Genomic DNA, 20,442 nt, shown 5'->3' on the forward strand with positions numbered 1-20,442 from the left:
GGGTATGCACGAATTCTCCACGATACAGCTGCACATCAGCGCCGAACACGTGGCCAGCGTCTGGCTCGATCGACCGGACAAGAACAACGCATTCAATGCGCTCATGCTGGAGGAGCTGCGCCAGGCCTTCGACCACATCAGCCAGCGGCCAGGGTTGCGCTTCATGTTCCTGCGTGGCCATGGGCGACATTTCAGCGCCGGTGCCGATCTGGCCTGGATGCAGGCGAGCGCCCGTTTGAGCTACGCCGAAAATCTCGCTGAAGCCGAGCAACTGGGCCGCCTCATGGAGCAACTGCAGCAGTTGCCGCTGCCCACCGTGGCAGTGGTTCAAGGGGCTGCCTTCGCCGGGGCGATGGGCCTGGTCAGTTGCTGCGACATGGCCATCGCCGCCGACGATGCGCTGTTCAGTCTCAGCGAGGTGCGCCTGGGCCTGGCCCCGGCGGTGATCAGCCCTTACGTGGTCCAGGCCATCGGCCCGCGCGCCGCGCGTCGCTATGCGCTCAGCGCCGAGCGTTTCGATGCCGTGCGGGCCCGCGAACTGGGACTGCTCGACGAAGTGTATCCGCGCGCCGAACTTGAACACGCGGTACAGGCGTGGCAACGACGTCTGCTGGGCAACGGTCCCGACGCGATGCGCGCCTGCAAGGCGCTGCTGCTGGCTATCGGCGATGGCCAGGCCACGGCGCCACGCCAGGCCCAGGCGCAGGCCCTGATCGCTCGGCTGCGCACCGGCCCTGAGGGCCAGGAAGGCATGCAGGCGTTCTTCGACAAACGCGCGCCCGCCTGGGCGGAGGTGACCCCATGAAGCCACTCCCGCAGACCGTGGCAACGCTGCTGATCGCCAACCGTGGCGAGATCGCCTGCCGGATCATCCGCACCGCCAGGGCCATGGGCATCCGCAGCGTGGCCATCTACAGCGACGCCGACGCCGATGCCCGCCATGTGCACGAGGCCGATCTGGCCATCCCCTTGGGTGGCAGCAAACCCGCCGACAGCTACCTGCAGATCGACAAAGTGATTGCCGCAGCCTTGGCCTGTGGCGCCGACGCGGTCCATCCCGGCTACGGCTTCCTGTCGGAAAACGCCGCCTTCGCGCGGCGCCTGGCGCTTGAGGGCATCCTGTTCATCGGCCCGCCTCCCGAGGCCATCGACGCCATGGGCAGCAAGTCAGCGGCCAAGGCCCTGATGGAACGCGCCGGAGTACCGCTGGTGCCGGGATACCACGGCCAGGCCCAGGACCTGTCGACCTTCGCCGATGCGGCGCAGCGCATCGGTTACCCGGTGCTGCTCAAGGCCGCTGCCGGCGGTGGCGGCAAGGGCATGAAGGTGGCTGAGTCCGCCGCCGAACTGGCGCCTGCCCTGGACTCGGCGCGGCGAGAGGCCGTGGCAGCCTTCGGCGACGGTCATATGTTGGTCGAGAAATACCTGGCGGCGCCACGGCACGTCGAGATTCAGGTGTTTGCCGACGCACAGGGGCACTGTCTCTATCTGCACGAGCGAGACTGCTCCATCCAGCGACGGCATCAGAAAGTGCTGGAGGAAGCACCGGCACCGGGGCTCGATGCCGCCCTGCGCCAGGCCATGGGCGAAGCTGCCGTTCGCGCAGCCCAGGCGATCGGCTATGTGGGCGCAGGTACGGTCGAGTTCCTGCTCGATGAACAAGGCCGCTTCTACTTCATGGAGATGAATACCCGCCTGCAGGTCGAGCATCCGGTAACCGAAGCGATCACCGGGCTGGACCTGGTGGCCTGGCAGATTCGCGTCGCGCGCGGTGAAGCTCTGCCGCTGACTCAGGCACAGGTTCCCCTGTTCGGACACGCCATCGAGGTGCGCCTGTATGCCGAGGACCCGGCAGGCGGGTTTCTGCCCGCCAGTGGGAAGTTGGCACTGTATCGAGAACCGGCAGCTGGCCTCGGTCGGCGGGTGGACAGCGCGGTGCGCGAAGGCGACGTGATTTCGGCCTTCTATGATCCGATGATCGCCAAGCTCATCGCCTGGGGCGAAACCCGTGAAGAAGCTCGGCTGCGCCTGCTGGCGATGCTCGCCGAAACGGCGGTCGGCGGGATCAAGAGCAACCTGGCCTTGCTGCAGCGCATTCTCGCCACACCAGCTTTCGCCCAGGCCCGAATCGACACCGGTTTCATCGAGCGTCATGCCGAGGTGCTTCTGCCCACGCCCCCGGTGCTGACCGAAGCGTTCTGGCACAGCGCCGCGCGTGCCTATCTGCGCTCGGCCCCGCGTATGGCCTGTGAACAAGACCCGCATTCACCCTGGAGCGCCGCCACCGGATGGCGTCAGCTGACGCCTGCGCAAGCCACGCTCGACCTGCGCTGTGGCGCCCATACGCAGTTGTGCACGGTGGCTTTGACCAGCGCTGGCGCCGGCCCGGATGAAACGCGGCTGATCGGCCGGCGCGGCGACGTCGTCTACCTGCAGTGGCAGGGCGACCCCTACGAGGTCGCGCTGGTCGACGCCCTGGCAACGGGCGCGACCGCCCATTCGCCCAATGACTCGCTCGCCGCGCCCATGAACGGCAGTATCGTCCGGCTGTTGGTCAGCGCGGGCCAGCAGGTGGCGTTGGGCGATGGCTTGGTCGTACTGGAGGCCATGAAGATGGAGCACACCGTGCGTGCCAACCGGGCCGGGGTGATTCAGGCGCTGTGCTGCGAAGAGGGCGAGATGGTCACCGAAGGCACCGTGCTGATCGAGTTGCAGGAGGCCGAACATGCTGCCTGAACGGGTGCGAATCGTCGAGGTCGGGCCCCGTGACGGGTTGCAGAACGAGCCCGGCCGTGTGTGCGTCGAAGACAAGGTTGCGCTGGTCAATGCCTTGGTTACAGCGGGCCTGCAGCACGTCGAGGTCGGCAGTTTCGTGTCGCCGCGCTGGGTGCCGCAGATGGCTGACAGCGCAGCGGTGTTCCATGCCATCGAGCGCTCGCCGGGGGTGACCTACGCGGCACTGACGCCGAACCTGCAAGGCTTCGAGGCTGCCATCGAAGCCGGGGCATCGGAAGTTGCGGTGTTTGCCGCGGCGTCTGAATCCTTCTCCCAGCGCAACATCAATTGCTCCATCGCACAGAGCCTGCAGCGCTTCGAACCGGTGCTTGCGGCCGCTGCCCGGCGCGGCATCAAGGTGCGCGGTTACGTGTCATGCGTGCTGGGGTGTCCGTACGAAGGCGAGATCGCTCCGGCGCAGGTACGCGACGTTGCCAGCGCCATGCTGCAGATGGGCTGCTACGAGATTTCCCTGGGCGATACCCTCGGCGTCGGTACGCCTGGGGCGGCGCGACGCCTGATCGAGGTGGTTGCACAGCGCGTGCCCCGAGCGCAACTGGCCGGACACTTTCACGATACCCATGGCCAGGCTGTGGCCAACATCTACGCCTGCCTGCTGGAAGGCCTGCAGGTGTTCGACAGTTCCGTGGCGGGGCTGGGCGGCTGCCCCTACGCGCCGGGCGCCAGCGGCAATGTCGCTACCGAGGACGTCCTCTACCTGCTGCACGGGCTGGGCATCGCTACCGGCGTGGATCTGGCGCAAGTCGTGCGGGCAGGGCAGTCGATCATGCTTGCACTGGGCAGGCAGAGCGCATCGCGCGTAGCGCGGGCCCACGCCGGCACAGCGGGACCCCGTTAGCGAATCGCGCTCACAAAAAAGGCCATCCGAGGGATGGCCTTTTTCAGCGGTACATCAAGCTGCCGAGTTGATCGGCTTCTCTGGGTACCAGGCGTCCAGCAACGGGCTGACTTCGACGCGGGTCAGTTCGCTGCGACCCTTGAGCCAGGCTTCGACGATAGCGCGCTGTTCTTCGGTGACCGAACCACGGTTGGCCAGGCAAACCAGACCGAAGTCGTCGCCGCCAACATAGTCGAGGCCGTTGGCGTCCATGGCTTCGGTCAGGAACGAATCGAGGAATGCGTCGATCTGCTCGTCAGCCAAATCCTCCTTGAAGTCCAGGTTCAATTCGAAACCCAATTCCTGGAATTCGTCGACGCACAGTTTTTTGCGCAGACGACGGGAGCGGTTAGTGGCCATGAAACAATCCTCTTAGGTAATATCGCGGCGCAGTTTACCAGTTAAGCCAGGCGCCTGCCTGACTCAGTGACAAATGACTCGCCCCGCACCTACTCGTCCAGCCCGGCGAGCGTCTGCCGCAGCTGTGCCTGCAATCCCAGCAACGCCAGGTGCAGGGCCTCACGTCCTGGCCGCAGATCGTCCAGCGGGCCGCTCGTTTCCAGTGCCAGGCACGCTTCATAGACGGCGTGTGCCTGGACGATGCGAGCGGCGCCATTGATCTTGTGCGCCATCTCCACCACCCCCTGATGATCGTCGTCGGCAATGGCGAGCAGTTGCTGGCCATCGGCCGTGCAGCTGCGCAGGACTTCCTCGAGTAGTCGCCGCGTGAGCATGCTGTTGCCACCAGTCAAGGCGTCGAGTTGGTCGATCATGTTCATGCAGGCAGTCACACCAGCGCGTTGCGCTTGGCCATTTCGATAAGTTCCACCAACGAGTTCGCCTGAAGTTTCTGCATCAGACGCTTCTTGCAGTTCATCCGTATGTATACAATTGAGACTGCCACGTCTCGGAGGCATTTATGCCGACTGCATTCAGCTACGCAAGGTTTTCCAGCGTCACCCAGAAACGAGGCTCAAGCCTTGAAAGACAAGCAGCCATGGTTGCCAACTGGCATGCCCAGCACCCGGATTATCAGCGTAGTGAACTGCGGTATGAGGATCTCGGTAAGTCGGGCTGGAAGGGTGAGCACATAAAGGAGGGCGGTGGGTTTGCCAAACTCCTAGCAGCTGTCAAAGCCGGTGCGATCAAGTCCGGAGATGCTGTGTTGGTGGAGTCAGTCGACAGGGCAGGGCGTTTAGATACCCTCGCAATGCTCGACATCCTAGGGCCGATCCTCCGCAAAGGCGTAGACATCATCACGCTTGATGACAACGTGGTCTACACGCGAGAGAGCTTGAATGGTGGCCATATCTACATCCTGCTTGGGAAGATTCAGGCCGCAAGACAATACAGCGACAACCTTTCCCGCCGTCTTAAGGGCTCTTATGAGTCTCGTCGTAAGCTTGCAGCGGTGGGTACAACCCCCAAGCGAAACACTCCGGTTTGGCTCACCTCTGAGGGAGTGGTTATCCCCGAGATCGCCGCACAGGTCAAAACTGCGTTTGAGCTATACGCATCGGGCCTAGGCAAAACGGTCATCGCCAAGCGTATGAGGGATTCGGGAGTACCCCAAATCGCAAAGACTGCTGGCCCAACCGTCGAGGCGTGGCTACGTAACGAAGCCGCCATAGGCCGGTGGAACGGCAGTGATGTATACGAGCCTATTATCGACATGTCCTTGTTTCATCGTGCCCAGATCGAAGCAGCCAAACGCAAGACAGCTCCGCGAAGCAAGACACCGACCCACTTTTTGGTGGGCTTGGTGAAGTGTGGTTGCTGTGGTCACAACTTCATCATGCGAACCATTCGAGGCGTTCAGGTTTCGATGCGATGCAGGAAGCGGCAGGAGCTTCAAGGCTGCGAGAACATACGCGTCATACCAAAAGAAATCATCGACGCGGTGTACAGCTACACATCAGCTCGGGCAGCCCGAGAAGCAATAGCCCAAGAGCGCACTGGAGTTAATGAGACCGCTATCGTTGCTGCTGAGGCGAAGCTCCTCACCCTAAACAAACAGGCTGAAGACCTCGCTGCTGCGATACGTGAGATCGGTCCAGTGCCGGAGGTGCTTAGCCAGCTCAGGGCTGCGAGTGAGGAGCGGACTGAGACACAAGGAGCACTGGCGATGCTCAAGTCCACTGTAGTGCCCGTAGCTGCTGATGGATGGCTGCAACGAGGCAAGGTATGGGCAATGGAAAGGAACGATTCCCAGCGGTTGGCTGCGATGCTCAGAGGCGTCGGCTACAGCATGACGGTGCATCTGGACAAAACCATCACCTCCACGCACTCAGACACGACGTATCGTTTCGCCAGCGTTGACCGCAAGTCAGGTAGCTACCGACTCTATGCGGGCGAGGAGTTGATCTTGATCCCGAAGGGGGTAGGGGACGATGAGCGATATTCCGAGCCTTTCACGCCTGATGAACCGGCTAGTTCTACTTGGGATGATGCAGATTATGAGAATCTTCGTAGTCAATACGAGTAGGCAAGTACCGGAGATGGTTTCCTAGTTATTTTGATTGGTTCTAGGAATGCATTGGGCTAGCTGGGCTTTATACTGGAAGTTATCAAAAATAGTTGACATATTAGTTGATGTAACTATTGACAAACTGGGATTCCGGGGTAGAATAAGCTATAGGGCAAGGAAATATTCTAAACCCTCTACTAGTTCTCTGTTGCTGGCCTTCTCAACCAACAATCGCCGGTCCATCCTTACCGGCACCTTTTCGATAGTTCCACTCCACAAGTGGTGCTTCTAAGTCCTCGCTGGTTTCCGAGGCATGCCCTGCAAGAGCCTCCACTCTTGTATCCTCAGCGCCGCCAGTCTTTGGGCACACTGGTCCTAATTCCTGCATGCTAGTTCCTTCGAAAGCTTGAGACCATTTTATGGTCTTTTTTTTCGTCGAACTTAAAGAAAACACCACATCCGATATATCACGTGAATCAGAGGGAGGCATTTATGCAACCTGTAACTCGTGAGTGCGAGTGCTGCGGCGCTCCATTCATTTCACTTACCGCAAAGGGCAAAGCTTGCTCTCGCCGGTGTCAACGTATCCTAACAAAAAGGAAAAAAAGTAATGCCATTAATCTACCGCAATTGCAACTACTGCCAGCACCGCTACATCAGCATGACGTGCCGGTCTCAGTATTGCCACGAATACTGCCGGAAGGCAGCAGCCCGCAAGAGAAAACGTGATGCAGCAGCCCTTGGAGAGACAACGCGATGATGATCGCCGTTCTTCTCAGTCTCACGTTCCACACCGTATTAACAATGATCTACCTAACTCACACAAACTAATATAGGAGCAATACTCATGAACTCGTTTAATAAAGAAACTCTAGCTGAACGCCTTGCCGAAGCCAAATTTGCATACCATGTCTCTGTTGTAATGGATGGAGCGCTAGAAGCCAGTAAAGCTAAAACAATCTCCTTCGTTATGGGTTCTCCCGGACAAATGGTCGACTTCCTTCAGTCAAAAATCATAGACGGCTGGCGTAAGAATCCTAGTCACGACCCAATCGCATACCCAAACGGGGTAGGGTTTGTTTTGCATCTCGACAAGCCTTTCGATCAACAGTCAGCAGATCTCGAACAGATCTTGGGAGCGGTTGAAACTACTTATCTTGCTGAGTGCGAAGCTAAAGATGCAGAGCTAGCAGCAGCAGAGGAAGCTAGTCTGATTGCACGAGTTACGGCGGAAGTCGAAGCTGAAGAACGTGCAGAACGTATGGCGAAGATTGAAGCAGCTGCTACCGCTCAAAGAGCTGTCATCGCCGCTCGTGTAGCTGAATCCCAAACGGCCAAGCCGAATAAAGCCAGCAAGTAACAATCCTCGGGGGCATCGCCCCCACTACCTACCTGCTTTTCCCCACCTACTTTTAAGGAGATGTCACTGTGCATCAGATTCGAGAATTACCACATGTAGCTGCTCGCCACCTCATGGCTCTATTGGAGGCTGGCAAGCATTTCAATATCCACCACGTCGAAGCGACAGCCCTAGACCAGATCACCCGATCCCTTACCCGCTTCCTGAAGCAGCGGATGGGGACGTCACCTCGATTCCACCTGTTCTGGTTTGCTGTAGATGACGGATTCTATGTAGCCATCAGCAGCACCATGGCAGTACGTAGGCTCATCCCAGAGTTCTACGAGAACGGCATCAAACGGGGGTATGTCCAAGCTGCCGACCAAATTTACGTTGGCGCCAGCAAAGAGACCCTTGCGACAAAGATTCCAGCACTGCTGGCAGAGCATCGGAATGTCATAGGGAAACGTAGCATTGGCGGAACCATCGTCAGTCCCGAAGCGGACTTGAAAGCAGCTCAGCTTCTGGCAGGTGCAGCATGAGTATGCAAGCAGAGATCGCGAGACTGACAGGCAGGCTGATCTTCGACGTTGATAACCGTGGCTTGATTCGATTCCAGCGAGGGCTAGAACAGGCCCAGCAGAAGATGCAGCAGATTGGTCAGACCTACACGGCCATGGCTGCACAGCTGAGCAAGAATCTAAAGCTCACTATCGACACATCAGCTATCGACAAGGCCAAGAAGAAGCTTGATCAGGCACTGAACCGGGAGCGCCGCTCCGAGGTAGCACTAACGAATCAAAAGCGTCTGACGTTCTCAGCAGAGCTGGCACAGCAGAAGCTGAAGTATACCGGCGCCATGGAACAAGCCGGTCTGGTCAGTGCATTGGTTCGCAGTCAGCAGGAAGGCGCTGTGATAGCTGCTAAGGCGTTTGCAGCACAGACGAAGGCCAACGGTATAACCAAGCAACAATTGGCCTCCCAAGACGCTCTCACCGCCTCCAAAGCGAAGCAGGCTCGTCTAGAAGCGATCCTAGTCAAGACTCGTGCAACATCTCAGAAAGCCGATGATGCTCACCTGCTGAGCATGACCAAAACTCAGCGGATTCAAGAAGTGATGAACCGGGCAGCTAGCAAAGCTGCGACCGACCAGATCAAACATGATGCCCGAGTCCAGTCTCAGAAACGTGCTGAGGCACGTAAGACAATCGTTCAAGAGCGTCAGGACCAGCGATGGGCGTGGAGCCAGCAACGTCAGTCCCAATGGGAAGCCAATCGGAACGCTCCGAAGCCATCTGGTGGTATCGGTATAGGCGGTGGAATGATCGCTCTAAGCGGTCTTGGTGCTGCAATCGCTGGACTGACTGCCGCTGTCGGTTTGATTGGTGATCGTATCCAGAAGCGGCAGGATGATGCGTCTGAAGCTGAGCAATACACCAGTCTGTTCAAGCAAGCAGGTGGTGCGAGTCAGTTGAACGCTGACAGGCTGCGTACAGGGTACGAGAACAGTTCAAAGACCAACGGGACAATCGTCGATCTTGAGAGCGCGAAGATGTTCAGGACCTTTGCTCTGAGTGAACAGCAGCGAGGTACGAGCATTGATGACATCCTCAAGAAGTACGAGACGCAGCAGCAGGCGTACCGGATTGCAGGACTAACGACCGAAGAAATCAAACGGAGCAACATCCAGCAGCAACAGATTCGTGGGAAAGGGTATGCCGATACGGAAGACCTCAACACCCTGACTGAAGCCAACCCGCTGCTACGCCCCTACATGATGAAGGCATGGGCCGAAGCTACGAAGTATAAGAATGCTGGTGACCCCAAGAAGCTCGAAGCAGCTTTCATGCAGGCTCTGCCGAAACGTGGTCTGACGCGTGACATTCTGGACCGAGGGCAACAGCTTCTAGTCCAGGACAACAAACCCACCCTCGAACGTCAACAGCAATCTATCCAAGCCAATCAAGCTAGGAACGACAGCGAAGCCTACCTGACGAAGAATCGGATCAACACCGATCCTGAATTGGTCGACGCGGTGAAGGACAACATCGAGGCACACCGTCAGCTGGCAAAAGCTATGGAGCCGGTGAACGCAGCCCTTCGAACCTTCGATACCGTCCTCACAAAGCTTTCTGCCGGGATGCTCGGCAAGTTCTTTGGGATGGACAGTGACGGCAAACGGCTCTCACCAGAGCGACAAGCTGAAGCTGGAGCTACGGCTGGAGGGGCTGAGGGCATCGGTATCAACCCAGCAGCATTGAATGGGACGATGTCTCCACCTTCGCAGCAGCAGATTCTTGCAGCACAGGCTAACGACCCAACCAACAGGCTAGCGAACTGGCTCGGGATTGGTACACAGGCTCAAGTCCCGAAGGAATATGGTCTGGGTGCTCCGACCTCAGAATCTGATGCAAAACCCAACCCTTTCGCGATCAATCTGGAAGGATTGGATGGGATGAAAGACGGCTTCAATCGCTACAGTGCTCAAGCCGCTTCAGCGACAGCATCCAACACTTCGACCAAGCCGAGCATAGCTCCGGCCATCCAGAGCACTACCAACATCACAGTGGAACCTTCGACAGTCCATATCGAGCTGAAGGGCGAAGGCTCTGCGGTTGATCGACAGCAGGTACTGGATTCCTTCCAAGCCCAGCTCCAGCAACGAAATGAGGAGCTTCCTCAACTCATCAAGAAGGCAGTTGGTCAGGAGTTCGGAAGCATCATCAGCGAAGCTCGCTCTATGACTAAAGAAATCAGAAGATAAATACCCGCCATAACTTATGAAAAACAAGTCATCACTATGGCTTCTTGCGGCTGCTTTGTTCTTTGCTTGTTGTATCTGGTTTGGGTTCTACATCCAGAGAAGCAGTGAGATCAATAGTGCTCTGACTCTTGCCTCCTCAATGTCTTATACAGATGTGCGAGTCTCAGAGAGTCAAAGGTTAACAAATGAAGCTTTCCAAGAAGTCGCCAAATCAAACTCGGCCCTAGCCCGTATTCTTTGTGAGAAAGCGATAGGGTCTGAGAGGTGCGACGTAATCAACCAAGATAGGAGTTACGACAATGAATAAACAAACAATAGTAAAGGTGCAATATGGAGCGATCAAAGAAGCCCACTCTCTCGCTTCGTAGGAAGCGTGTAGAGCAACTTGTAGAGCCAGTCCCTACCGAAGTACCAGATACTGAGTATCGTCCTCTAGAAGAGCTTGCAGCGCTTCCTGTGCTAGAAGATATTGAGTATCTGGATTACATCACTACCCGCAAGCACAACCGTGCAATGGCCCGCAAGCGGCCAGCTTACACAGAGCCCACCCGTAAAGAGGAAAGATGGAAATGAAACCTGAATATAACCGAGAGGAGGCAGTCAAGGCGTTGATGTTCCCTGTAGCCAGTCGCCCACTCACTCAGCAACAGCTAGTAAAGCAGGCAATTAGCAAAGCCAATGATACAGGTCTTAATTTAGAACTCAACTGGGGCTCGCCTGAAGAAATTGAATCGGCCTTGCTCACTCTTGAAATACTAGGGTTGATCAGTCCCACTCAGATGAATAGTGGATTATAAATGAACCAACTTATATATGACTCCTACGGCCTCCTGCAAGACGTTATGAGGGCACTCAAAGACAATGCCAACCTCATCCCGCTCCATGTCAGAACAGAGATCGCTAGACGCTTCGTAGAGGCTCTAGGAGACGATCCAGAGGCCCTGTCAACGACGGCAATACCTACGCTGCTTCCCCACGATATCTATCGCCAGAAAGCTTCGCAGAGAGCTACAGCGAAAGATATCAACCCTCCAGAACTGTCAGTTTTGGGCAAGACCCTAGCTTACTAACCCAAGCCACATTCCGTGGCAACCCAAGGCAATATTTCCTCCAACCAATAAGAGTTGATCGACCCGTATTGCCTTCTCTTTCGAAGGAACTATAAAAATGAAATCAAGATTTGGTAACCCATCTACCCCCACCGAAGCATTTCCTCCCTCTGATGTCTACTTCACCCTTGAGGGTGTCGTATGCCTGTCCCTTGCTGAACGCTGGCAGATGATCCCTGACTTCACGCGCTACGAAGCCTCCACGGGTGGCCGTATCCGAGACAAGGCTACGGGTGAGCTGCTCAGGCTTAATTTTGATGGGAAGCAGCAATACTACCGAGTGAGCCTGAAAGGTGACGATGGCACCAGCGGCCCTCAGTTCGTCCATCGTATGGTCGCTAAGGCGTTCTCAGACTTGCCGCTGGTAAAGGGCGATGGCTGGGTGATAGATCATGTGAACCACAACGGGGAGGACAACCGTCCGTGCAACCTACGTGCGATCTCAGCCTATGCCAATGCCAGCAACCAACGCTATCAGGTGAGGTACGACTACGAGAACCAAGCCCTGACGGTTCCGTTGGTCTTCGCTAAACGCTACGGGGTTCGAATTTCAGTCGGTGGCGTCGTTCTACCAGCGTACCGAAAGGTGAGGCGTTGGTTGCAGAAGCATCCATTGGCTCAGGCATTGGCATTGTTGGAAGCAAGCGACCTACTGCCTCAGCTTTCACACCCTGAGTTTGTCATCGCATAGCCTCCAGATGTATTTCTGAAATACCATATATTCATGAATGTCAAGTCTTTTCGATTGACAGAATCACCCGATTGTGGGAGTATGCCTCCCACGCCAATAACGGCGACCTACTCCAACACGGCGACATCGCCGAGAGGATTTGCCTACTGAAATGAACTGACTATAAGGAGCCTATTCCATGCCTGCTATCGCCCCCCGTTTAGTACTACCTGCCGCTACACCTCCGGTCGACATCCGACCCATATTGAGCACACTAAGCACCATCTGTGTTGATAGCTTCGTTGCCGAAAAAATGACCTATGAGGTATTGGGTCGTTACACCACTCATAACCTCTCTCCGGTTGACTGTGATTACGAATTTCCTCAAGTCGGCACGAGACCGGCTATGCAATCATGGTTCGAACTTGATCCCGAGTCACGCCCGAATGTTATCGAAAAAGAGATGGAATCTTTGCCAGATGGCGTGGTTGATCTTGACGCCATCCGCAGCAAGCGGGGGCCTAAGCCCAAGATCTTTTCCAACCCGCACGCCAGTCATTTCAGGATTGCCCATCACGAAGGCTTTGGTTGGTTTGACGACTACGTTTACGGAGCCTGTATGACGGCAGGTCTTGTCAGTAATGGAACCATGAACGTAAGTCCATCCCATGTACAGCGGGCATGCATGCTCGAGATGATCAGTACTGAAATTGTGAAGTCGGTGATTCGCCTGGATGGTTTACGCACAATGAGTGATCAGCAGGCAAGAAGAATCTGTCAGTGTGCTCGACTCGCCATCGGCGGAATGGAGTTCTACCTCGAGCGGAATCCAGCAGTTCAGCGGCAGATCAAGTTCGAAGTGGATTTTGCTGACTCTTACTATCAGGCTCAGCCGGTCACCCAGACCGTTGGCTTACGCTAGTTGTCAATAAGGAGGTTAAGATGAGAATGACAAAAAATAAGAAGCAAGTGCTGGAAGCATTGGCCTATGTCAGTTGTGATGGATCTATGCCACCATACAATGCCCGCTGCGTCCAAGATATCCTCAAAGATGAGCTTGGTTACGGTGATTTCGACCTGCCCAACCTGACTCGCACGCTTAAAGCGCTGGTGGATCAAGGATTAGTAGAAAGCACCATTGGCGAACTTTTTGTCAGCGGAAGTACAGGGTGTGTAGAAAGCGCGATAAATATTACTCAAGACAGACCTTTATATTGGCCTGCTGATCTTGACTTGGATGCGTTGAGAATAAAGTATCACGGGTCTCCCGAGGAACGTGCATGGCGGCTTAAGAACCTATACAACCGACTTTGTGGCGCTCCCACTGTCACGAAGGAAGAGTATTTAAATACGCTCGGATATAGAGAGCGAAGCGAAGGGATATCGTCGGAGACGGGACGTCTCAACGGATGACGTGTCAGCGGAGCTGGTAGCTGACCCCCTTTGAAATGTTACTGGGGGGATTGATGGACGAAGGATAGCCCTCAGAATTCTAGAGGTTATCCGCTGTGAGCGTACGCTCACGATTTAGCACAGGACAGGCGACAGCCTGAAGCTATAGCACTCTTAGGTGGGCCATTCATGAATGAATGAAATGGCCCGAGTCACCTTCCTAGGTTGACCAGCTCACAGCGTCGCTGTGGACAATACAAGTAGGACGCTTACAACCTGCTAATAACCTGATAGGAACTGGACTTCTGTGTAGAACAACCCGACCTGAACCGAAGGTTCCAGCCTAGAGGTGCGACGAGTCGATGCCTTCGCATCCAGTATTTACGGGGGCTGGAGGCCAAATAGACCTGATTTACTAAGCAGAATGATTCTTCCCATCCTCATAAATCTGTTCTGTACAAATTTCATCCAATGTACGTGGCAGGATGCCAAGTCTGAGCCTACGATGGTAATTCACCGCCATGGCTCAAAGGATGATCACCATGCTTCTGCCAGTGCCACATACGCCACGCCTCCTGTACCTCGCCAGCCAAGGTGAGCCCTTGCCCCTAGTTGGGGAGAACCTGATGTGGGTCCAAACGCTGCTGAGGGCTGGATACATCAGAGCTGAGATCGTACCCAGTGAGGACGCAACGCAGCTTGTGTGCAGACTGACGCCGCTAGGCGAGGAGTTTCTCAAGTGGTTCGAGGAGTAGTCTCTTGTATTCTTACGGGTACACCCTAGTGACCGCTGGTCAGTGAATACACGAAAGCTTCCAAGGCTGTATTCAATAGGCTTGCTTTTGTCTATGAATACAGCGACAATGAGCACCTCTAGATCCTAATGAATACAAGGTGCCTCAAATGTCTCAAGTCGGCTATGTGCGAGTGTCTTCCGTAGACCAGAACGTTGCTCGTCAGCTTGACGGCATAGCACTGGATGAAGTCTTCACAGACAAGGTGAGCGGCGCCACCACAGACCGTCCAGCTCTCAAAGACCTGCTTCGATTCGTGCGTAAGGGTGACACTGTCCATGTCCATAGCATCGACCGCCTCGCAAGATCTCTGGAAGACCTGCTTGCACTGGTTAAGGAATTCATTAGCAAAGGCATTGCTGTCAGGTTTCACAAGGAGCAGCTCCACTTCACTGGTGAAGCCAACCCCATGCAAGAGCTGATGCTATCCCTACTGGGCAGCGTGGCTCAGTTCGAACGCTCGATGATCAAGGAGCGCCAGCGTGAGGGTATCGCCAAAGCAAAAGAGAATGGCGTCTACAAGGGTCGTATGAAGACCATAGACGATGAGGCTATCCGTAGTGCTATGACAGAGCCCAAAGCGAGCTTCCGTAAGGTTGCTGCTGCCCTCGGTGTGAGCTTGAGCACGGTACAAAGAGCTATGAAAGCATAGGGTCTAACAGACCCACGGGAGCCCGCCATGAGCGGGCTTTGTTGTCTCTGGCGTCATGGTATTGAGAGAGGTCAGTCGCGCTTCTGACAGCGTTCTAGAGCCTTCCAGTACTCACCAGCGGCACGGATATTATTTTCAGATTTGTCAGGTTTCTATCGAGGCTAGGAGGCAAGCGTTAAGTAGCTATGAGGATGAAAGGCCCACGTTATTTTCTGTTTAGAAGATTACCAGCTTATTGACGACTACAGCTTCTTTGGTGCGGCATAGGGATGATGTAGTTTGATCCGCGATCTGAAGCAGGATTTGACTAAAGAAAGCTGTTATGCAGTTATGATCTGCATTAGTCGGAGACATTGAGAATTAGTTGCGTCTCCGACTGTTAGGCCAATCTCTCTACGGTAGAGAACGGTGCATGTGCATCCGCTCTATACCTTCGGAGTCGACGGTGGTAGCTTAACAAAGTCTAAGCCTAGAATCTTTTGTTTAGCGTTATCGTCTCCGAGGCTGAGATTCCACCTCTTTTCCATGAATTTCAACATCTTTATGCCTCGGGTTAATATTAATTCAGGAGTCCAGTCCTGTTCTTTTGCAACATCATTCTCAGCATAGCAGCCATACCGATAGCCGACATGCTGATCCGGCTTTCCGTTGACTTTTTCCATAAAGGGTTTGTTTGAAAGGCTTGAGTTTTTGGGTCGGGACAGGGGCAGTAAATTACCAAGTGAGTTTCGAATTAGTTCTTTTTGCTTTTGGTTGAATGAACCAAATCGGGACGTCCAATAAGAGTGTCTCGCTTGGCGGGGGTAGATGTGTTCGACAGATATAAAATCTTTTTTATGTTCTTTGAATTCTGGCCAGAAAATCTTCGGTCTATTTGTTTTTGAGTTGGCCTGCATGTCAAGATTGTATTCAAAGAGAAAGTACCTTATACCTTCCCATGCGTAATAGCCATCGGCTCTTAGCCCGCCGAAAACATTTTGAATAAAGCCGTCGGATTTTATCCAAGAGTTAGTCGAGTCTGTCAATTGCTTTATCAGTTTTTCTGAAGTGATATTGTGCGTCTGGAGAGCGACTGCCTGTTCAAGCGACTGCATGATTCCTCGATTGAAGTAGGCGTAGCCATATCTGCTGCTAATCAAAAGAGTCAAAAATAGTCTTCTTTCCAAAGCTTGGAGAAACTCTATTCTTTTGGCTGAAGACGACTCGACGCGAAAGAATGATAACACTAGCAATCGAGTGTCCTGCCCTTCGAACCGATTAAGCTTGGCTAGCCAAAGAACCACATCTGGTGGAAAGTCCGAATCTTCGGGATTCCACATTTTGTACCATAAGACCACTGCCTCCTGCAGTGAGTTAACATAGTCATAGATATTTTTTAACGAGATCCTGCTGTCGGCAGGAGCATCTGGTCGCACATTTCTAGCGACAAACCGAATTTCCAGGAGATCAGAAGAATAGCTAATGCGATTTAAATGTCGGATGTTGGTCAGCGGAGAGTCATCCGGATCAAAACCCTCCATAAAAGAATGACCGAAATATAGTAGGTAGTGAGTTTGAAGGAATTGATCATCGTCAAGTGGCTGATCTTTGTTTCTGCCAAGATTATGATAGATTGATTTCCAGCAGTCGTTAATGGTATGCCTGAGCTTGCCTCGTTCATAATCAGGTTCATCAAACTTTAGTGATAAATAGATTAATCTGTTCTTTAATAGTTCCAGGTAGGATAGCGGCTTTCCACGATTGTTCATCGTTTCAAATGCCACGCAAACATCTACTTCTTCAGTAATGGTAAAAATGTTGAATAAGAGCTGCTGAGTGATCTTTTTATAAAGATTTTCAATGGCGGGCTTATCCAAAGTGGCCAGGCGTTCTTGGAAGAACTCTTTAGCTGCGGCCAAATTTTGGGTGTAAATGGTTTCCTCTTCGCTTGCGCTAGGTGAGTGTTCGTTGAATATTTTTGTTTTCAGAAATTCGTAACTTGGATTGTCTCTTTCATATCCAAAAGCATAGGATCTGGATATTCCACCATCTTTTGAGTCAAATATAAATTTTCGTTGAATATCTAGTTTTGCGGTAAAGTTCAATACGTCATCCGTGGCAACAGTCTCCAAAATGCTTTGGATTAACACAATGGCGGTCGTAAGGCGTTGCTGGCCATCCACCACAAAGTAAGGTTGATAGCTCTTGGCATTGATTATCCAGCGATCATCGTCCCATTTATTAAAAGTTTCTTCTGGTACGCTTTCTAGAGTAAGAACTCCAGTGTAATGATTGCTCGCAGATCCTAGTTGCTGAATGTCACTCCAAAAATCTTTTAGCTGCTTTTCTGTCCATGCATATCCTCTTTGATAGTCAGGAATTCTGAAGAGCCTTTCAGTGAATATCTTTGATAGGGTTAAGAGTTGATTGTCCATTTTTATCTCTTAGTCGATTGCGACTCTTCAAATTTTATAGGATAGCTTAGTCAATATCATAGCTTGACGATTGGTCGGCGAGGGTACCCCGAGGATCTTAACCTCTCGCATAGAATGGCACCACTGCTAAGCGAAAGATTTGTGATGTGTACATACCAAGATGTTGCTTGTAGGTACTGACCGTCTTGTTGCTGAGAAACATGCCTGTGGCAATTTCCTTGTTGCTGCGGCCCTGGGCAAATAACTGCAAGACCATCAACTCTCGGTCGTTGATGGTCTTGAACAGTTCGAGTTCCTGAAGTTGGCCTTCATCTTCGCGCGAGGGGATCAACGCTTGGCTGGGAAAGTAGTTGTAGCCCGAGAACACCGCGCGTACGGCACTGATCAACTCGCTGAGGGCTTCCTGCTTGCAGACGAAACCGGCAGCGCCCGACTGCATGCAGCGTATGGCGAACAGGGCCGGGGCCTGGGCGGTCAGTACCAGGATCTTGTAGGGGACATTCATGCCGTGGAAGCGGGTCAGTACTTCCAGCCCGTCGAGCTTGGGAATGCTGATATCGAGAATGAGCAGGTCAGGCTGACACTCGCGCACCATCTGCATGGCATCCACCCCGTTGTCGCTTTCGCCTACGACGCAATAGCCTTCGTTTTCCAGAAGCATTCTGACGGCGAGCCGAATGACAGGGTGATCATCGATGATGAATACATTACGCATGCAGCCTCTCCTGAACGATCCAGTAAAAGCGCGCACCTTAGCCCAGTTGCTTCGAAGGGCATACGAATGGACTTGGAAAAGAGTGATTCTAGGAAACTTCCTACAGATATAAACGTAACGGAATACAAAGATAGTTTGATTCCAAAGAGTCAACTATCGTTTGTATTCGTTTATTTCCGCGCTACCGACTAGAACGAGTTCGAGCGCCCGGTCATTTCGCCGGCCATTTCTGCAGCATAACTGTCGGTCATGCCTGCGATGAAATCGATCATGCGCAGGAACGACTTGTGCAACGGCCAGTCCGGCTGTGGCGCGTTATGCCCCAGCAGGTCGAGAATGCGCTGGTGCTTGAACGACAACCTGCCAGTGGTGTGCTGCTCCAGCGCCGCGCCGCAGAACGCATTGAGCAGCACTTCAAGGGTGGTGTAGGCGCCGATCTCGTGCAGGGTCTTGCGCTTGTCCTGGAAAATCTTCTTGCGCGCCATGTCCTTGGCGTCGAGCACGCAGCGCTTGGCCGGACCGTGCATGTGCTCGACCAGATCACCACTGAGCTGGCCGGCCAGCAACGCCTGCTGTTGTTCGACGAACGCGCGCGCGGCGGCGTTGGTCAGGTGCTCGATGGCCTTGCCGCGCAGGATCGCCAGTTTGCGCCGCCGTGAGTCCATTGGACCGAGCTGGCGATAGGTGTCGGGGATGTCATCGCCTACCAGGTCGAGCAACAGTGCCTCGACTTCGGCGTAGTCGAGCAACTCCATTTCCAGGCCGTCTTCCAGATCGATCAGGCCATAGCAGATGTCGTCTGCGGCCTCCATCAGGTACACCAGTGGGTGCCGGGCCCAACGCTGCTCTTCGAGCAGTGGCAGACCGAGCTTGCCGGCGATCTGTTCGAGCAGCGGCAGTTCGCTCTGGTAGCAACCGAACTTGTGCTTCTTGTAGCCCAATGCGTCGGCGTGACGCGCCGTCCACGGGTACTTGAGGTAGGTGCCCAGGGTTGCATAGGTCAGCCGGGTACCCCCGTCGAACTGGTGATACTCGAGCTGGGTCAGCACCCTGAAGCCTTGAGCGTTGCCTTCGAAATTGAGGAAGTCGTCGCGCTCCACTTCGCTCATCGCGTCGAGCCAGCCACGCCCGGCTGCCTGGCGGAACCAGTGGCGAATGGCGTCTTCACCGGAATGTCCGAAGGGCGGATTACCGATGTCGTGGGCCAGACAGGCCGATTGCACGACCATGCCCAAATCGCTTGGCTCGCACCATTGCGGCAGTTGATCACGCAGGGTTTCGCCGACGCGCATGCCCAGCGAGCGGCCCACGCAACTGACTTCCAGAGAATGGGTCAGGCGCGTATGGATGTGATCGTTGCTCGAGACTGGGTGGACCTGGGTCTTGCGCCCCAGCCGGCGGAAGGCGCCGGAAAAGATGATGCGGTCGTGGTCCTTGTGGAACGGGCTGCGGCCCAGTTCTTCAGGGCTGTGCAGGGGCTTGCCCAAGCGTTCGCGTGTAAGCAGTGTGTGCCAATCCAAGGCGATTCCTCCGGGACCCGATCGAGCCTGCAGTGTCGGCCTGCATGCGCTGGCTGGCAAGGCTGGCATCGGGCCTTGAACGTATTGAGCAGATAGGTGCAGCCAGGAAAGTCAGGCAAAAAAAAGCAACCCGGATACGTTTACGAACGCACCCGGGTTGCTTTTTCAGCCAGGTCTAGCGTCTGCGCGAAGAGCCCTGCATGGCCAGTTTGATCACTGGCAACAGCAGTGTACCGACCTTGGCCAGTCGCGAGAGACGGCCCGGACCACGCACGGGCGCGACGACCGGGGCGCGAGCGCTGTTGCCAGCCCCGCGGCCGGTCAGGAAGCCCATCAGGGTGACCCCGGCGATACCCCATAGCGAGGCGTGCTTGATACCCATGCTGGTCTGCACCGATTGGCCCAATCCGCGCAGGCGGTTGAGTGGATTGACCAGTTGTCGCGACTCATGTCGCAGCTCTTGGCGATGCATTTCCATGCGCAGGCGAATCAACGATTTGCGCATGTCGCGCCGCGACTGCGCACTGGTAGGTTCGTTTCGGCTCATGGCAGCAGGCGCTCCCGGTCATTGGCCAGTTCTTCCAGTGTTCCACTGAACGGCGAGGATTCATCGAACACAGCCGCCTTGAGACGGAATGCGCAGAAGATACCTGCCAGTACGTAGAACACCGCCAGGCCGACCATGCCGGCCATGCGGTAGTTGTCCCACAGCAGAATCAGAATGAGCCCGGACAACGCCACCAGTGCCAGCAGGGCGAAGACCAGGGCCAGGCCTGCAAACAGCAACAGGCTGACGGTTCGAGATTTCTGCTCCTGCAACTCGATGCCGAACAGTTCGACATGACTGCGAAGCAGGCCGAGCATGGCAGCACCCAGGCGCCGAGACGTGGAGCCGGTGCTGTTATCTGTGGTATCCGAGTCGAGGAGAGACAT

At 54.8% G+C, this 20,442-nt stretch carries 20 protein-coding genes and 1 pseudogene; 12 read left to right on the plus strand and 9 right to left on the minus strand.

Annotation, left to right across the window (positions count from 1 at the left end):
* Positions 1-4: 4 nt before the first annotated feature.
* Genes IFT98_RS02245 through IFT98_RS02255 form a run of 3 tightly spaced genes read left to right on the plus strand, consistent with a single transcriptional unit; the run spans position 5 to position 3,634 of the window.
* Positions 5-805 (plus strand): enoyl-CoA hydratase-related protein, encoded by an 801-nt coding sequence (locus tag IFT98_RS02245; RefSeq protein ID WP_192047470.1) that lies wholly within the window; start codon positions 5-7, stop codon positions 803-805.
* On the plus strand, positions 802-2,736 hold the full coding sequence (locus tag IFT98_RS02250; protein ID WP_192047469.1) for an acetyl/propionyl/methylcrotonyl-CoA carboxylase subunit alpha: 1,935 nt from the start codon (positions 802-804) through the stop codon (positions 2,734-2,736). Before IFT98_RS02245 ends, IFT98_RS02250 begins: the two co-directional genes overlap by 4 nt.
* Positions 2,726-3,634: a hydroxymethylglutaryl-CoA lyase gene (locus IFT98_RS02255; RefSeq protein ID WP_192047468.1), complete on the plus strand. Its 909-nt coding sequence runs from the start codon at positions 2,726-2,728 to the stop codon at positions 3,632-3,634. The genes IFT98_RS02250 and IFT98_RS02255 overlap by 11 nt, the downstream gene beginning before the upstream one ends.
* Before the next feature lie 54 nt (positions 3,635-3,688).
* Here the strand turns inward: IFT98_RS02255 and IFT98_RS02260 are convergent, their stop codons facing one another.
* From IFT98_RS02260 to IFT98_RS02270, 3 genes and pseudogenes are all read right to left on the minus strand, one after another.
* A complete protein-coding gene (locus tag IFT98_RS02260; RefSeq protein ID WP_192047467.1) occupies positions 3,689-4,033 on the minus strand; it encodes a YggL family protein in 345 nt (114 codons plus the stop codon).
* An 89-nt stretch (positions 4,034-4,122) separates the two neighbouring features.
* Positions 4,123-4,452 carry an Hpt domain-containing protein gene (locus tag IFT98_RS02265; RefSeq protein ID WP_192047466.1) on the minus strand — a complete coding sequence of 110 codons (330 nt, stop codon included), beginning with the start codon at positions 4,450-4,452 and terminating at the stop codon, positions 4,123-4,125.
* 8 nt (positions 4,453-4,460) lie between these two features.
* Positions 4,461-4,541 (minus strand): annotated as a pseudogene (locus tag IFT98_RS02270) (DNA-binding response regulator); the annotation flags it as partial.
* 51 nt (positions 4,542-4,592) lie between these two features.
* Between IFT98_RS02270 and IFT98_RS02275 the strand changes: the two are divergent.
* Positions 4,593-6,158 (plus strand): recombinase family protein, encoded by a 1,566-nt coding sequence (locus tag IFT98_RS02275; protein WP_192047465.1) that lies wholly within the window; start codon positions 4,593-4,595, stop codon positions 6,156-6,158.
* Between the two features lie 202 nt (positions 6,159-6,360).
* Here the strand turns inward: IFT98_RS02275 and IFT98_RS02280 are convergent, their stop codons facing one another.
* Positions 6,361-6,630, minus strand: coding sequence for a hypothetical protein (locus IFT98_RS02280; RefSeq protein ID WP_192047464.1), 270 nt, complete (start codon positions 6,628-6,630; stop codon positions 6,361-6,363).
* Between the two features lie 357 nt (positions 6,631-6,987).
* Between IFT98_RS02280 and IFT98_RS02285 the strand changes: the two genes are divergently transcribed.
* The 8 genes from IFT98_RS02285 (at position 6,988) to IFT98_RS02320 (ending at position 14,860) form a co-directional block, all read left to right on the plus strand.
* Positions 6,988-7,500, plus strand: a complete 513-nt coding sequence (locus tag IFT98_RS02285) for a hypothetical protein (RefSeq protein ID WP_192047463.1) — start codon at positions 6,988-6,990, stop codon at positions 7,498-7,500.
* A gap of 68 nt (positions 7,501-7,568) precedes the next feature.
* Entirely contained in the window at positions 7,569-8,021 is a 453-nt protein-coding gene (locus IFT98_RS02290) for a hypothetical protein (RefSeq protein ID WP_192047462.1), read from the plus strand.
* Positions 8,018-10,243, plus strand: a complete 2,226-nt coding sequence (locus IFT98_RS02295) for a hypothetical protein (RefSeq protein WP_192047461.1) — start codon at positions 8,018-8,020, stop codon at positions 10,241-10,243. Before IFT98_RS02290 ends, IFT98_RS02295 begins: the two co-directional genes overlap by 4 nt.
* Before the next feature lie 563 nt (positions 10,244-10,806).
* Positions 10,807-11,040 carry a hypothetical protein gene (locus IFT98_RS02300; RefSeq protein ID WP_192047460.1) on the plus strand — a complete coding sequence of 78 codons (234 nt, stop codon included), beginning with the start codon at positions 10,807-10,809 and terminating at the stop codon, positions 11,038-11,040.
* Between the two features lie 370 nt (positions 11,041-11,410).
* Positions 11,411-12,043 (plus strand): NUMOD4 domain-containing protein, encoded by a 633-nt coding sequence (locus IFT98_RS02305; protein WP_192047459.1) that lies wholly within the window; start codon positions 11,411-11,413, stop codon positions 12,041-12,043.
* A 178-nt stretch (positions 12,044-12,221) separates the two neighbouring features.
* Complete coding sequence (locus tag IFT98_RS02310; protein ID WP_192047458.1) at positions 12,222-12,944, plus strand: hypothetical protein; 723 nt, start codon at positions 12,222-12,224, stop codon at positions 12,942-12,944.
* Positions 12,945-12,964: 20 nt separating this feature from the next.
* The gene (locus IFT98_RS02315; RefSeq protein WP_192047457.1) at positions 12,965-13,435 is read left to right on the plus strand and encodes a hypothetical protein; all 471 of its coding nucleotides are present in this window, start codon (positions 12,965-12,967) and stop codon (positions 13,433-13,435) included.
* A gap of 882 nt (positions 13,436-14,317) precedes the next feature.
* A complete protein-coding gene (locus IFT98_RS02320) occupies positions 14,318-14,860 on the plus strand; it encodes a recombinase family protein (RefSeq protein WP_192047456.1) in 543 nt (180 codons plus the stop codon).
* 425 nt (positions 14,861-15,285) lie between these two features.
* On the opposite strand, the gene IFT98_RS02325 is transcribed toward IFT98_RS02320, so the two are convergent.
* The 5 genes from IFT98_RS02325 to IFT98_RS02345 all read right to left on the minus strand — a co-directional run bounded on the left by IFT98_RS02325 (position 15,286) and on the right by IFT98_RS02345 (position 20,442).
* The gene (locus IFT98_RS02325) at positions 15,286-17,274 is read right to left on the minus strand and encodes a DUF262 domain-containing protein (RefSeq protein ID WP_192047455.1); all 1,989 of its coding nucleotides are present in this window, start codon (positions 17,272-17,274) and stop codon (positions 15,286-15,288) included.
* A gap of 97 nt (positions 17,275-17,371) precedes the next feature.
* Positions 17,372-17,989 (minus strand): response regulator transcription factor, encoded by a 618-nt coding sequence (locus IFT98_RS02330; RefSeq protein ID WP_192047454.1) that lies wholly within the window; start codon positions 17,987-17,989, stop codon positions 17,372-17,374.
* 188 nt (positions 17,990-18,177) lie between these two features.
* Positions 18,178-19,509, minus strand: coding sequence for a deoxyguanosinetriphosphate triphosphohydrolase (locus IFT98_RS02335; RefSeq protein ID WP_122712981.1), 1,332 nt, complete (start codon positions 19,507-19,509; stop codon positions 18,178-18,180).
* Positions 19,510-19,684: 175 nt separating this feature from the next.
* Positions 19,685-20,056 (minus strand): hypothetical protein, encoded by a 372-nt coding sequence (locus IFT98_RS02340; protein ID WP_122796874.1) that lies wholly within the window; start codon positions 20,054-20,056, stop codon positions 19,685-19,687.
* Complete coding sequence (locus tag IFT98_RS02345; RefSeq protein WP_049859111.1) at positions 20,053-20,442, minus strand: phage holin family protein; 390 nt, start codon at positions 20,440-20,442, stop codon at positions 20,053-20,055. The genes IFT98_RS02340 and IFT98_RS02345 overlap by 4 nt, the downstream gene beginning before the upstream one ends.

Source organism: Pseudomonas sp. CFBP 8770 (assembly GCF_014841705.1).
Taxonomy (GTDB): domain Bacteria; phylum Pseudomonadota; class Gammaproteobacteria; order Pseudomonadales; family Pseudomonadaceae; genus Aquipseudomonas.